The organism is Roseateles sp. AC306, assembly GCF_979253795.1.
On the sequence record NZ_CEEDEB010000001.1, the window covers coordinates 427,938 to 441,308 of the forward strand.

The window sequence follows — 13,371 nt, forward strand, 5'->3', positions numbered from 1 at the left end:
CCCAGCAGGAAGATGGAAGCCTCCTCGACCCACAGCGCGACAGCGCCCGCCAACCCGGCCGCACTCGCCTTCCTCTCCGGTGGCGGCGAGATGGGCGCCCTGATGCGCGCCCATGACTGGTCCACTTCGTCCCTCGGTGCGCCGCAGACCTGGCCGCAGCCGCTGCGCGCGATGGTGCGGCTCATCCTGAACACCGGCCACCCGATGTACATCTGGTGGGGCGCCGAGGGCGCCTGCCTGTACAACGACGCCTACCGCGAATGCATTGGCCCGGAGCGCCACCCCGGCTCGCTGGGGCGGCCCGCGCGTGAGGTGTGGGAGGAGATCTGGCCCATCATCGGCCCACAGATCGAGCAGGTGCGCGAGGGCCGGGGCGCGACCTGGAACGTGAACCACCTGGTGCCGATCACTCGCCACGGGCGGCACGAGGATGTGTACTGGACCTACAGCTACAGCCCCATCGACGACGAGCACAGCCCGAACGGCATCGGCGGCGTGCTGGTGGTGTGCACCGAGACGACCGAGCAGGTGCTGGCCAACCAGCGCATGGCGGCGGAGCGCGACCAGTTGGGGCAGCTCTTCGAGCAGGCGCCGACGTTCATGACACTGCTCAGCGGCCCGAGCCACCGCTTCGAGATCGCCAACCCCAGCTATCTCAAGCTGGTGGGCCGCGAGGTGGTCGGCAAGACGCTGGCCGAGGCCATGCCTGACGCCGTGGAGCAGGGGTTCGGGGCGCTGCTGGACCGCGTCTATGCGACCGGCGAGGCCTACATCGCCACCGGCGCCAGGTTCATGTCGCAGAGCCGCCCGGGCGAGGCCGCTGCCGAGCGCTTCGTGGACTTTGTCTACCAGCCGATCAAGGGCAAGGACGGCACGGTGACCGGCATCTTCGTCGAGGGTGCCGATGTGACGGACCGCGAGGTGACCGACGCCGCGCTTCGCGCCAACGAAGCCAGATACCGCGAGCTGTCGCAGGAGCTGGCGGAGTCCAACAGCGCCAAGGACGAGTTCCTGGCGACGCTGGCGCACGAGCTGCGCAACCCGCTGGCCGCCATCGGCAATGCGCTGACGCTGCAGCGCCGGGTCCCGCACGATCCACGCATTCTTGATTCGAGCCGCGACATCATGGAGCGCCAACTGGTGCAGATGGTGCGGCTCATCGACGACCTGATGGACCTCTCGCGACTGACGCGCGGCCTCGTCGAGCTGAAGCGCGAGCCGCTGTCGCTGATCGGTGTCGTGCGCCAGGCCGTGGCGACGAGCCAGCCGGGCGTGGAGCAGGCCGGCCACCGGCTGCTGGCGCGTCTGCCCGAGCAGGACTGCATCGTCGACGCCGACGAGACGCGCCTGATCCAGGTGCTGTCCAACCTGATCAGCAACGCCTCCAAGTTCACGCCGCACGGCGGCAGCGTGGAGGTGAGCCTGCGCTGCGAGGCCGCGCAGGCGGTGCTGTCGGTGCGCGACGACGGCATCGGCATCGCACCGGAGATGCTCGACCGCGTGTTCGACATGTTCACGCAGGTGCAGCGCTCACACGCGCAGGTGGGCGGCGGCCTGGGCATTGGCCTGACCCTGGTACGCCAGTTGGTGGAGCGGCACGGCGGCAGCGTGGAGGCGTACAGCGCTGGCGTGGGCCAGGGCAGCGAGTTCATCGTGCGGCTGCCGTTGGCAGGACGTGAGCTGGTGGCGCCGGCTGCCGCTGAGAAGGCGTCGGCAGGCTTTGCGCCCGCGGGCCTGCGTGTGCTGGTGGCCGACGACAACGCAGACGCGGCCGAGAGCCTCTCGCTGCTGCTCTCGCTGGGCGGCAACGACGTGCGCACCGCCGCGAACGGCACGGAGGCGCTGGAGATGGCGCAGGCCTTCCAGCCGCAGGCGATGCTGCTGGACATCGCCATGCCCGGCCTGAGTGGCCACGAGGTCTGCCGCAAGGTGCGCGAGACGCCGTGGGGGCAGGGCGTGCTCATGATCGCCACCAGTGGCTGGGGCCAGGCCGAGGACCGGCGCCGTTCGGCCGAGGCAGGCTTCGACCACCACCTCGTCAAGCCGGTGGACTACGCGGCGGTGGATGCACTGCTGATGGCCAAGGCGGCCGACGAGAGTTCAGGGCGCTGAGCCAGGAAGCGCTCGCGCAAAACCAGCGGCGCGTCCTTGCGCCACGCCGCAAACACCGCCGACCCCTCAACTGCCTCCGCCAGCGGCCTGAACACTGCTCCCTGGATTCCTGCGCGCTGGAACGCCGCCGGCACGATGCTCACGCCGAGGCCCTGAGCCACCAGCGATACAACCGACAGCCAGTGCCGGCCCTCGTGTTGCAGGCGTGGGTAGAAGCCGTGCTCGCGGCAGATCTCGACGATGCGGGCGTGGTAGTCCGGCGAGCCCTTGCGGGAGAAGAGGATGAAGGGCTGGTCGCTCAAGGCCGCGAGCGGGATTTCTTGCGCCGCTGCCAGCGCGTGGCCCGCCGGCAGGCAGGCGAGAAACGGTTCGCTGTAGAGCGGCTGTGAGGCCAGCGCCGGCGGCAGGCGGTCGGTGTGGACGAGGCCCAGGTCCAGCTCCTCGCCGAGCAGCGCGTCGATCTGGTCCTGCGAGTTCAGCTCCACCACGACGACCTCGACCCTGGGGTGGCTGGCCTGGAAGGCCTGCAACCACGCCGACAGCCCGTTGAACAGCGTCGAGCCGACAAAGCCCAGCCGCAGCCGCCCCACCTCCCCGGCCTGCACCTCGCGGGCCAGCGCACAGGCGTCCTCGGCGCGGTCGAGAAGGCCTTGCGCGCTGGCGCGGAAGGCGACACCGGCCGGCGTGAGGCGCACGCCCTTGCTGTCGCGGTCAAAGAGGCGGGCGCCGACGCTGGCCTCCAGTTGCTGGATGGCGACGGACAACGGCGGCTGCGAGATGGCCAGGCGCTGGGCGGCGCGGCCGAAGTGCAGTTCCTCTGCCAGCGCAAGGAAATAGCGCAGGTGGCGGAACTCCAGCGTGCGCGTGGCGTCGATAGGCATGACGAATGGTCGGAGTCGTTTCTTGAATTGGACACGAATCGGGTAGCGGAGGAATACTGGGCGCCATCTGCGCCCGGCCCACCGCCGAGCCCGCCACCGATTAAGAGGAGACCGCCATGGCCCACAAGGCAAGCTTTCACTGGGACGACCCGCTGCTGCTGAACGAGCAGCTCACCGACGACGAGCGCATGGTGCGCGACGCGGCCGCCGCCTATTGCCAGGAGCGGCTCAAGCCCCGCGTGCTGGAGGCCTTCCGCCACGAGAAGACCGACGCCGGCATCTTCCGCGAGATGGGCGAGCTGGGCCTGCTGGGCCCGACCATCCCGAGCGAGTACGGCGGCGCCGGCCTGAACTACGTCTGCTACGGCCTGATCGCCCGCGAGGTGGAGCGCGTGGATTCGGGCTACCGCTCGATGATGAGCGTGCAGTCGTCGCTGGTGATGGTGCCGATCAACGAGTTCGGCAACGAGGCGACGAAGCGCAAGTACCTGCCCAAGCTGGCCAGCGGCGAGTGGATCGGCTGCTTCGGCCTGACCGAGCCCAACCACGGCTCCGACCCCAGCTCCATGGTCACGCGCGCCCGCAAGGTGGACGGTGGCTACGAGCTGACCGGCAGCAAGATGTGGATCACCAACAGCCCGATCGCCGACGTGTTCGTGGTGTGGGCCAAGGACGACGGCGGGCAGATCCGCGGCTTCGTGCTGGACAAGGGCGCCAAGGGCCTGAGCGCCCCGGCCATCCACGGCAAGGTAGGCCTGCGCGCGTCCATTACCGGCGAGATCGTCATGGACGCCGTGTTCTGCCCCGAGGAGAACGCCTTCCCCGATGTGCGCGGCCTCAAGGGTCCGTTCACCTGCCTGAACAGCGCGCGCTACGGCATTGCCTGGGGGGCGCTCGGCGCCGCCGAGGACTGCTGGCACACGGCACGCCAATACACGATGGACCGCAAGCAGTTCGGCAAGCCGCTGGCGGCCAACCAGCTGGTGCAGAAGAAGCTGGCCGACATGCAGACCGAGATCACGCTGGGCCTGCAAGGTTGCCTGCGCCTGGGCCGCATGAAGGACGAGGGCACGGCGGCCGTGGAGATCACGTCCATCATGAAGCGCAACAGCTGCGGCAAGAGCCTGGACATCGCCCGGATGGCGCGCGACATGCTCGGCGGCAACGGCATCTCCGACGAGTTCGGCATCGCGCGACACCTCGTCAACCTCGAGGTGGTGAACACGTATGAGGGCACGCACGACATCCATGCGCTGATCCTCGGGCGGGCGATCACCGGCATCGCAGCTTTCTAGGTCCCCAGCAATCAGCACAGGAGACAGCCATGACGGTGCTCTCGGGACATTGCCTTTGCGGCAAGGTGCAACTCTCGGTCCGCGGCGAGCCGCTTCGCGTCGGCATCTGCCATTGCATGGACTGCCGCAAGGAAAGCGGCTCGGCCTTCACCTTCTACGGCATCTGGCCGAGGTCGCAGTTCGAGTTCACGGGTGAGACGGCGGAGTTCCAGCGACGGCGCTTCTGCTCGGGCTGCGGGTCGAGGCTGTTCACGGTCGACGAGCGCGAGGCTGAGATCAAACTCGGCATCCTGTCGCAGGCACCCACGCCGCTGGTGCCGAGCTACGAGCTGTGGGTCAAGCGCCGCGAGCCCTGGCTGCGGCCCGTACCCGGCGCAGAGCAGCACGACGAGGACCGGCCCTCCGGCGAATGACTTGAGTCATGCGGAGCGCTGCGAGGCATGCTCCGGCTCCCAACCCAGGAGAGCGCCATGACCACTCGCCGCAACGCCCTGCTGGCCGCCGCCTCGCTGCCCGCCGCAGCCGGCACGGCCAGCGCCCAGGCCTGGCCCAGCGCCGCCGAGATCGCCAAGCGTGTGGCCGAGGTCACGGCCACCGAAACGGCCTTCGCCAAGACGATGGCCGACCGCGATCTGGCGGCCTTCCGCCGCTTCCTGGCGCCCGACACGATCTGGCTGAACGGCAAGACACCGCAGCATGGCCCCGACGCGGTGATCGCCGGCTGGACGAAGTTCTTCGACGGCCCGACGCCGCCGTTCTCCTGGGTGCCCGATCTCGTCCTCGTGCTGCCGAGCGGCGACCTGGCGCAAAGCAGCGGCCCGGTCAGCAGCCCCGACGGCAAGGTAATCGCGCGCTTCCAGTCCGTGTGGCGTCGCAAGCCCGCGGGCGGCTGGGAGATCGTGTTCGACCAGGGCTCCGAGGTCTGCCGCTGAAGCGCTTGGATGGCGCTTGACTGATCAGCGCGGCGAAGTCAGCTGGATCTCGAACAACCGGGGCCAGAGCTTGCCCGTGACGAACAGGCGCTTCTTCGTCGCGTCATACGCAATGCCGTTGAGCACGTCGTCGTTGCCGCTGCGCTGGTTCGAGGGCAGCAGGCCGGTGAGGTCGATCCAGCCCACGACATGGCCGGTCGCGGGGTCGATGCGGGCGATGCGGTCGGTCTGCCAGATGTTGGCGAACACCTGGCCGTTCACCCATTCCAGCTCGTTGAGCTGGTCCACCGGCCGCCCGCCGGCCGTGACGCGCACGCGGCGCAGTTCCTTGAAGCTGAGCGGGTCCAGGAAGCGCAACTCCGCCGTGCCGTCGCTCATGACCAGCTCCTTGCCGTTTTGCGTGATGCCCCACCCCTCGCCGGGGTAAGTGAACTTGCGCCAGAGCTTGAAGGTCTTCAGGTCCAGCACGAAGGCCGTGCCCTCTTGCCAGGTGATGCCGATGATGCGATCGCCCCACTGCGTGATGCCTTCGCCGAACACGTCCGGCGGCAGCTCCACGGCCTGCACGACGCGGCCGGTCTCGATCTCCACTTTGCGGATGCTGGAGCGCCCGCGCAGGCCGGTGCCTTCGAACAGGAAACCGTCGTGGAAGAACAGGCCTTGCGTGAAGGCATCGCGGTCGTGCGGATAGCTGCGCACGATCTTGAAGCCGTGGACGGGCGGCGAGGGCGCGGCAGCGACGGAGGGCGTGCTGGCGGCGCCCGCAAGCGCAGCCAGCAGCGCACGGCGGCGCGGGTCGAAGTTCAGGTGCATGCCGTCAGCCTAAACCAAGCAGCGGCGGCTGTTCACGCGCCGCCCAGCGCCTTGAACAACGCCGCCTGCCGCACCCACTGCTGGGCGCGCAGCTGGATGCGGTTCTGCTCGGCGTCAAGGCGGGCGCTTCTGGCCTGCAGCCAGTCGGCACGGGCAATGGCGCCGGCTTCGTAGCGCAGTGTGGCCAGGCGCTCGTTCTCGACGGCCTCGCGCAACCGGCCGTTGTTGGCGGTGAGCTGCTGGGCCAGGCGCTCAGCCTCGATGCGCTGGGTTTCGATGTCGGCCAACGCCTTGTAGAGCGTGTCACGCAGCGTCAGCGCGGCGGTGTCGAGTTCGGTGCGGGCGCCGTCGCGCGACAGCGCCAGGCGCTTCCAGTCGATCATCGGCACGACGAGGTTGGCGCCCAGCGAGGCCAGGGGCTGAGACAGCCAGTCGCTGGCATGCGAGCCGCCCGTGCCGATGTTGCCGGAGAAGCTCAGGCGCGGGTAACGCTCAGCCTCGCTGGCGCGCAGCCGTGCCAATGCAGCGTCCACACCCAGACGGGCGCTCTGCACATCGGGGCGGCGGGCCAGCACGTCGGCGGGTTCAGCCAGGCGCCATTGCGGCGGCTCGCTGGCGGGCAGGGCCGCGTCCGGCGACGGGCCGGGCAAGGGTTCGTCCAGCAGGAGGGCCAGGCGCTGGCGTTGCAGCAGCGTGTCGGCGGCCAGGTCGGCCAGGCGGTTCTCGGCGGCCTGCACGGTGGCGGCGATCTTGTCGAGCTCGATGGGCAGCAGCTTGCCTTCGCGGACGCGGGCACGCGTCAGCTCCAGCGTCTCGCGGGTGATCGCGAGCTGGGTGTCGGCCAGCGGCTGACGGGCGCGCAGCGAGGCCAGCGTCCAGTAGGCCTCGGCCACCTGACTGCGGATGAGCAGGCGCGCCGCGGCGATGTCGGTGCGCGTGGCCTCGGCGTTGGCGCGCTGGGCGGCCTGCGTCTGCGCCAGGCGGTCCCACAGGTCCAGCTCGTAGCCCACGCCGAGGTTGGCGCCGTAGCTGCGGCTCACGCCGGTGGAGGAGGTGACCGGAATGGTCACGCCGCCGACATCGACGTTGCGTGTCGTGGTGTTGGTTTCGAGCGGCCGGCTGGCGCTGGTGGACAGGCCGGCGCTCGGCGTCCAGCGAAGCGCACTCTGGTCGGCCAGCAATTGCGCGCGCTTCCAGCGCTGGGCGGCCAGTGCGATGTCGCGGTTGGCGTCCAGCGCGCGGGCCTGCAGTGCGGCCAGTGTGGGGTCCAGCAGGCCGGCCCAGTCGGGTGTGGTGTCGCCGCCGGCCTGGCTCCAGGCGGTGGGCAGGGCCACTTCCGGCGCCTTGTCCACGGGGCCGTGGGCGCAGCCGGCCAGCAGCATGGCGGCGGCCAGGGCCATCGAGGTCAGTCTTGTTTTCATGTTCTTCATTCCCGAGCCAGCGCATCAACAGGGCTCAGCGCCGCAGCGCGCCGCGCGGGCAGCGTGCCGAAGATCAGGCCCACCAGGCTGGACACCGCAAAGGCCACGCCGAGCGCTGCCCAGCTGACGACCACCACGACCTGCTTCTGCACGGCGTTCAGCCCCTGCGCGGCCAACCAGCTCAAGCCCACGCCCACCAGGCCACCGAGGCAGCACAGCACGACGGCTTCGATGAGGAACTGCAGCCTCACGTCGCCCTGGCGCGCGCCGACCGCCATGCGGATGCCGATCTCGCGGGTGCGCTCGGACACCGACACCAGCATGATGTTCATCACGCCCACGCCGCCCACCAGCAAAGAGATGGCGCCCACGCCAGCAAACACGGCAGCCATCGCACTGGTGATGCTCTGGAACTTGCGGAACTCTTCTTCAGCGTTGAAGCTGCTGAAGTCCTCGCGGCCGTGCAGGGCCTTCAGGCGGTGGATGACGTGTTCGCGCACCTGTTGCGGCGGGACGCTGGTGTCCAGCTGCACGTCGAAGCTCCACACTTCGGCGCGTGATTCCAGCTTGCGCCCGAACGTGGTGTTGGGCAGGTAAAGCTGGCTCATCCCGCCACTGAAGCTGATCGCGCCACCGTCGGCCGCGGCGACGCCGATGACGGTGAAGGGCAGCGCGGCCGAGGGCGGCACCCACTGATTCACAGGCGGGCCGCCGCCCAGTTGCAGCAGCACCACCTGGCCAATCGGCGACTCGCCTTTCTTGAACAGCGCGTCGCGCGCCTTCTCGTCCAGCACCAGCACCTGGCTGTGGGCCTCGAAATCCATGGCGCCGAAGTAGCGTCCCTGCACGAGCTTGAGCTTGCGGCCTTTCAGCGTATTGGCGTCGGCGGCCACGGCCTGCATGGTCGCGTCGCGCGAGCGGTGGTGGGCCGTCAGCTGCATCTGCCGGTTCAGCGTGATGCCGCGCACGCCGTCCAGTGCGCGCAGCGAATCGATCTCGTTGGGCCGGAACGGCTTGGCCTGCACACCGGGCGGCAACGAGGGATTGCCGGCCCAGACGGGGATGCGGCCGGACATCATGCTGGCGACGTTGCTCTCGATGGAGTCGCGAGCCGCCGTCGTCAACGCAACGATGCTGACCACCGAGGCGATGCCGATGCTGATGCCCAGCATGGACAGCGCCGTGCGCAGCCGGTTGCTCTTCAGCGCCAGCAGCGCCGTGGCGACGGCCTCGCGCCATTGCACGAGCCAGCGGCCCGGCCAGGCGCTCTGCTTCACCGGCGGAGCGTCGCTGGGCAGCTCGGCGGGCGGCACATGGCCCGCGGGCGTGCCGTTGTCGGCCACGACCTTGCCGTCCTTCAGCTCGATGACGCGGCGCGCATGCGCAGCCACGGCAGCATCGTGCGTGACCAGGATGATGGTATGGCCGCGCTCGTTGAGCTCCTTCAGCAGCCGCAACATTTCCGCGCCGGAGTTGGAGTCCAGTGCGCCGGTGGGCTCGTCGGCCAGGATGATCTGGCCGCCGTTCATCAGCGCCCGCGCGATGGACACGCGTTGCTGCTGGCCACCGGACAACTCGTTAGGGCGGTGGTGCAGGCGGTCGCCCAGGCCCAGGCGTTCCAGCAGCGCGCGGGCGCGTTCGCCGCGGGCGTTGAGGCCCACGCCGGCGTAGACGGCCGGCAGCGCGGCGTTGGCGCGGGCGTCCAGGTGGGGCAGGAGGTGGTAGCGCTGGAAGATGAAGCCGAAGCGCTCGCGGCGCAGCGCGGCCAGCTCGTCGGGACCGAGCGTGCCGGCGTCGGTGCCGCCGATGAGGAAGCGGCCGCTGGTGGGGTTGTCCAGGCAGCCGAGCACGTTCATCAGCGTGCTCTTGCCGGAGCCCGACTGGCCCATGATGGCGACGAACTCGCCAGCCTCGATGGCGAGGCTCACGCCGTCGAGGGCGGGGACGTCGATTTCGCCGAGTTGGTAGTGGCGGGCGACGTTGTTGAGTTCGATCAGAGGCATTGGGAAGCCTCCGTTGCTTTGGCGTTAAGGGTGAGGCCCAGCCGGGATTTCGCCCCGGCGGGCGAGTCACTTTCTGGACCGCCAGAAAGTAACCAAAGAGCTCCCCCCGACCGCCCCGCCCTACGCTGCGCTTCGGGTTCCCTGCGCTGCTCACGCCTTGAAGCCTCGCGCAGAACTCGCGCCGCTACGCTCTGCTCAAACAACTGCGCGAAGTCAGTTGACGTAGCGCGCTTCGCGCGCGGCTTCAAGTCCTTCCGCTGCTCGGCGGGGCTAAAGGGGGTAAGAGAAATACATCCACCGGCCGGCGTTCGGGCTTGGCTGTTGGCTGTTGCGGCTGTTGGCTGTTCGGGGCCTCCCCTTCTAAACCGCCGAGAAGCGCAGAAGCCCAGGGCGCGCGCGAAGCGCGCTTCGACAACTGACTTCGCGCGGTTGTCTGAACGGAGCGTAGCGAAGTGAGTTCTGCGCGAGCCCTGGGCTTCGAGCATCGCAGGGCAGCCCGCAGGGCCGGTTTCGCAGGGGAGAGCTTTTTGCTTACTTTTTGGCGGCGCAAAAAGTGAGTCGGCTGCCGGGACGAAATCCCGGCTGGGCCTTGGCATCAAGCCGCAGCCACGATCAAGGCTACCCATCAGTTGCTCGCCGCAGAAGCCGCGGAGTCCGCCGCACTCGGCGGCGCCAGCAGCACCTTCTCGCCGGCCTTCACGCCGTCCAGCACCTGAACCCGAGCGCCATCCTGCAATCCGACCTTCACCTGCCTCGGCACCTGCTTGTTCGCCGCATCCAGCACCTGCACCGTGAAGCGCCCATCCTTGCCGCGCTCGCCCAAAGCCACGATGGGCATTGCGGGCACCTGCGTGACCGAGCCCGTCTCGATGTCCACCTGCACCGTCATGTCGCTGAACAGCGCGCGGTCTCGGTTGTCCACGTCGAACAGCACGTTGTAGAACACCGCGTTGCCGGCGCGCTCCGGCACGGGCTGGATGACGCGCAGCTTGCCCTCGTAGCGCTTGCCCTCGCCGGACAGCGTCGAGAAGCGCGCCGTCTGGCCGATCCTGATGGACTGGATGTCGGCCTCGGGCACCTTGGCGCGCACGGTGATGGTGTCCAGGTCGGCCAGCGTCAGCATGACCGGCGTGACCTGGATGGCGATGACGGTCTGGCCGGCCTGCACTGGCAGATTGACCACCGTGCCGTCCATCGGCGCCGTGATGCGGGTATAGGACTGGCGCAGCTTGCGGTTGTCGAGGTCGGCCTCGAAGCGCGCGACCGTGGCGGCCTGGCCGCGCAGCGCGGCCTCGATCTTGGCAAGGTCGGTCTCGGCCCGCTCCGCCTCGATGGCCGCAGTGGCCTGGCCGCTCAGCAGCCGGCGCTGGCGCGCGACCTCGCGGCGCGACGCCTCGGCGTCAACCTTGCTGCTGTCCAGCTGCGCGCGCGCCTGGGCCAGCGCGGCCTCGGCCTGGGCGACGTCGCTGCGTGCCAGTTCCGGGTCCAGGCTGACGAGCAGTTCGCCCTTCTTCACCTGCTGGCCGAGCTGCACGTGCAGCGTCTGAATCTGCCCGCTGACCTGGGCGCCCACGTCGACCTTGGTCTTGGCCTGCAGCACGCCAGCCGCCTGCACGGCCTGTGTGATGTCCGCGAGCGCGACGACGCCGGTGGGCGGCGGTGGTGGTGGCGGCGGCTTGCGTGTGGCCCACCAGGCGATGCCAGCCGCGATCACTGCAATGACGATCAGGCGCAGGCGCCAGCGTTTCAGGAATGCTTTCAATGTCCCTCCCAAATGACTCGGGGTCTGTGCCCCGGCATGGGGAGCTAGCGTATCAGTCGTGCGGCGGCAGGCCGGGCGACGGCGCATCGTCGTGCGCGGATGCGCGCAAGGCGAAAGTCACGCGGGGGTCAGGGCTTGCCCACCGTCGGTTCAGCGGCTGTGCGACGTCAGCCGCGACAGCGGCGAAGCCGTGCTGATGCCCGGTGCGGTGCTGCGCGCGGGCTTGGCCGCGACGTCGTCCTCGCCGCCTGACAACGCCGCGATGCTGTCCGGGTTGCGGCGCATGGCCACGCCCACTGCCAGGATGTCGATGACCAGCAGGTGCAGGATGCGGCTCACCATCGGCAGGTGGGTGGCGATGTCCTCGATGTGGTCGACGATCAGCGTCACGTCGGCCTTCTTGGCCAGCGGGCTCTGGCTGGCCGTGATGGCCACCACCTTGGCGCCGCGCTCCTGCGCCTTCTCGACGACGGCCAGCAGCTCCGGCAGGCGGCCACCGCTGCTGATGACGACGGCCACGTCGCCCTCGCGCAGCACGTCGGCCGCTAGCAGTTGCAGGCGCGGGTCGGTGTAGGCGCCACAGGGCATGCCGAAGCGCAGGAACTTGAACTGCGCGTCCTGCGCCACAACGCCGTAGTGGCCCAGCGCGAAGAACTCGATGCGGTGGGCCGCCAGCAGCATCTCGGTGGCGCGGTCGATGGTGTCGCGGTTGAGGTGGCTGCGCACCTGGAGGATGGCGCTGGCCGTGTTGCCCAACACCTTGGCGCCCAGCTCCAGCATGGAGTCGTTGGTGTTGACCTGTGTGTGCGTGACCGGCACCGTGCCCGTCAGCCCGGAGGCCAGCCGCAGTTTGAAGTCCGACAGGCCCTCGCAGCCCAGCGAGCGGCAGAAGCGGATGACGGTAGGCTGGCTGACGCCGGCGGCGCGGGCGATCTCGGCAATGGGGTCGTTCAGCACCGAGCGCGGCTGCGCCAGCACCAGGTCGGCCACGCGCAGCTCGGCGGGCGACAGCTCGCTGCGCGCCCGGCGGATCTGGCCCAGGATGGCCGAGCCGGGCGAGGCCTGCAGGTTGCGCAGCTGGTTTTCAAGAATGGCCGAGGCGCCCTTGAAGGTGGCGTGCTCGGCGGTGATGACGAAGGTCGGGATGGCCGACACGTAGTCGCGAAAGCGCCCCTTGTCCTCGAAGCGTTCGCGGAACGGGCTGCGGTCGAAATACTCACCCAGGCGCGGCACGATGCCGCCGCCGATGTAGATGCCGCCCAGCGAGCCCAGCGTCACGGCCAGGTTGGCGGCGCAGGTGCCGAGCAGGCCGCAGAAGACTTCCAGCGTCTCCAGGCACAGCGCATCGCCGTCCTCCAGCGCGCGCTGCGTGATGGCCGGGGCCAGCAGCGGCTCGACGGCGGCGCCATGGCGGTCGGCCAGCGCGCGGTAGATCAGCTCCAGGCCGGGGCCGGAGATCAAGCGCTCGTAGGAGACGTGGTCCTGGTTCAGGCTCTTCCAGGCGAACTTGAGGATGTCCATCTCACGCTCGTCGCGCGGGCCGAAGTTGACGTGGCCGCCCTCGGTCCCCAGCGCGATCCAGCCTTCACCGGCCGGGATCAACCCCGACACGCCAAGGCCCGTGCCCGCGCCCAGCAGGCCGATGACGCTGGGCCGCCGCGCCTGGCCGCCGCCGACCTGGTGCACGTCCACCTCCGCCAGCCGGGGCAGAGCCATGGCCAGCGCGGTGAAGTCGTTGACGACAACGAGGGTGTCCAGCCCCAGGCGCTGGCGCATCTCCTCGATGGAGAACTGCCAGTGGTAGTTCGTCATGCGCACCCGATCGCCCTCGACCGGGTTGGCGATGGCGATGGCGGCGTGCGCAATCAGCTGCGAGGCGCCGTCCTGCCATTTCAGGCCTGCCAGGTAGGCGCGCACGGCGGCATGGAAATCGGCGTGGTCGGCGCAGCGCAGCGAGGCGACCTGCGTGAACTCGCCAGGGCCGGTTTCCAGCGCGAAACGGGCATAGGTGCCGCCAATATCGGCAAGCAGGCGTGGGCTGTCGAAACGGGGCATGGGTGCGGTCGGGCCGGGGAGGGGAAACCGGCGGATTATTCAGCAGGCCGGCAAACGCTCTTGGCAGCACCTTTGCTGTAGCTTCACTACAGCTTCA

At 69.3% G+C, this 13,371-nt stretch carries 10 protein-coding genes; 4 read left to right on the plus strand and 6 right to left on the minus strand.

Annotated features, from left to right (window positions below):
• Nucleotides 1-12 precede the first annotated feature (12 nt).
• Nucleotides 13-2,112, plus strand: coding sequence for a hybrid sensor histidine kinase/response regulator (locus AC0IZJ_RS01670; protein WP_471845990.1), 2,100 nt, complete (start codon nucleotides 13-15; stop codon nucleotides 2,110-2,112).
• Here the strand turns inward: AC0IZJ_RS01670 and AC0IZJ_RS01675 are convergent.
• Nucleotides 2,052-2,969, minus strand: coding sequence for a LysR family transcriptional regulator (locus AC0IZJ_RS01675; protein WP_471847123.1), 918 nt, complete (start codon nucleotides 2,967-2,969; stop codon nucleotides 2,052-2,054). The two genes, AC0IZJ_RS01670 and AC0IZJ_RS01675, sit on opposite strands and share 61 nt — an antisense overlap.
• A 140-nt stretch (nucleotides 2,970-3,109) precedes the next feature.
• Between AC0IZJ_RS01675 and AC0IZJ_RS01680 the strand changes: the two genes are divergently transcribed.
• The 3 genes from AC0IZJ_RS01680 to AC0IZJ_RS01690 are packed head-to-tail and all read left to right on the plus strand — an operon-like array spanning nucleotide 3,110 to nucleotide 5,220.
• A complete protein-coding gene (locus AC0IZJ_RS01680; protein ID WP_471845992.1) occupies nucleotides 3,110-4,288 on the plus strand; it encodes an acyl-CoA dehydrogenase in 1,179 nt (392 codons plus the stop codon).
• Nucleotides 4,289-4,317: 29 nt separating this feature from the next.
• Entirely contained in the window at nucleotides 4,318-4,701 is a 384-nt protein-coding gene (locus AC0IZJ_RS01685) for a GFA family protein (protein WP_471845994.1), read from the plus strand.
• Between the two features lie 57 nt (nucleotides 4,702-4,758).
• On the plus strand, nucleotides 4,759-5,220 hold the full coding sequence (locus AC0IZJ_RS01690; RefSeq protein ID WP_471845996.1) for a YybH family protein: 462 nt from the start codon (nucleotides 4,759-4,761) through the stop codon (nucleotides 5,218-5,220).
• Between the two features lie 24 nt (nucleotides 5,221-5,244).
• Here the strand turns inward: AC0IZJ_RS01690 and AC0IZJ_RS01695 are convergent, their stop codons facing one another.
• From AC0IZJ_RS01695 to AC0IZJ_RS01715, 5 genes are all read right to left on the minus strand, one after another.
• A complete protein-coding gene (locus AC0IZJ_RS01695) occupies nucleotides 5,245-6,033 on the minus strand; it encodes a glutaminyl-peptide cyclotransferase (protein ID WP_471845998.1) in 789 nt (262 codons plus the stop codon).
• A gap of 32 nt (nucleotides 6,034-6,065) precedes the next feature.
• On the minus strand, nucleotides 6,066-7,454 hold the full coding sequence (locus AC0IZJ_RS01700; RefSeq protein WP_471846000.1) for a TolC family protein: 1,389 nt from the start codon (nucleotides 7,452-7,454) through the stop codon (nucleotides 6,066-6,068).
• A gap of 5 nt (nucleotides 7,455-7,459) precedes the next feature.
• Nucleotides 7,460-9,457 (minus strand): ATP-binding cassette domain-containing protein, encoded by a 1,998-nt coding sequence (locus tag AC0IZJ_RS01705; RefSeq protein ID WP_471846002.1) that lies wholly within the window; start codon nucleotides 9,455-9,457, stop codon nucleotides 7,460-7,462.
• A gap of 625 nt (nucleotides 9,458-10,082) precedes the next feature.
• Nucleotides 10,083-11,219, minus strand: coding sequence for an efflux RND transporter periplasmic adaptor subunit (locus AC0IZJ_RS01710; protein ID WP_471846004.1), 1,137 nt, complete (start codon nucleotides 11,217-11,219; stop codon nucleotides 10,083-10,085).
• 150 nt (nucleotides 11,220-11,369) lie between these two features.
• Complete coding sequence (locus AC0IZJ_RS01715; protein ID WP_471846006.1) at nucleotides 11,370-13,274, minus strand: glucokinase; 1,905 nt, start codon at nucleotides 13,272-13,274, stop codon at nucleotides 11,370-11,372.
• Nucleotides 13,275-13,371 lie beyond the last annotated feature (97 nt).

Excerpts from the sequence above, each read along its gene's own strand:
- AC0IZJ_RS01670 (WP_471845990.1), top strand. The coding sequence starts at position 13 with ATGGAAGCCTCCTCGACCCACAGCGCGACAGCGCCCGCCAACCCGGCC.
- AC0IZJ_RS01680 (WP_471845992.1), top strand. The coding sequence starts at position 3,110 with ATGGCCCACAAGGCAAGCTTTCACTGGGACGACCCGCTGCTGCTGAAC.
- AC0IZJ_RS01685 (WP_471845994.1), top strand. The coding sequence starts at position 4,318 with ATGACGGTGCTCTCGGGACATTGCCTTTGCGGCAAGGTGCAACTCTCG.
- AC0IZJ_RS01690 (WP_471845996.1), top strand. The coding sequence starts at position 4,759 with ATGACCACTCGCCGCAACGCCCTGCTGGCCGCCGCCTCGCTGCCCGCC.
- AC0IZJ_RS01695 (WP_471845998.1), bottom strand. The coding sequence starts at position 6,033 with ATGCACCTGAACTTCGACCCGCGCCGCCGTGCGCTGCTGGCTGCGCTT.
- AC0IZJ_RS01700 (WP_471846000.1), bottom strand. The coding sequence starts at position 7,454 with ATGAAAACAAGACTGACCTCGATGGCCCTGGCCGCCGCCATGCTGCTG.
- AC0IZJ_RS01705 (WP_471846002.1), bottom strand. The coding sequence starts at position 9,457 with ATGCCTCTGATCGAACTCAACAACGTCGCCCGCCACTACCAACTCGGC.
- AC0IZJ_RS01715 (WP_471846006.1), bottom strand. The coding sequence starts at position 13,274 with ATGCCCCGTTTCGACAGCCCACGCCTGCTTGCCGATATTGGCGGCACC.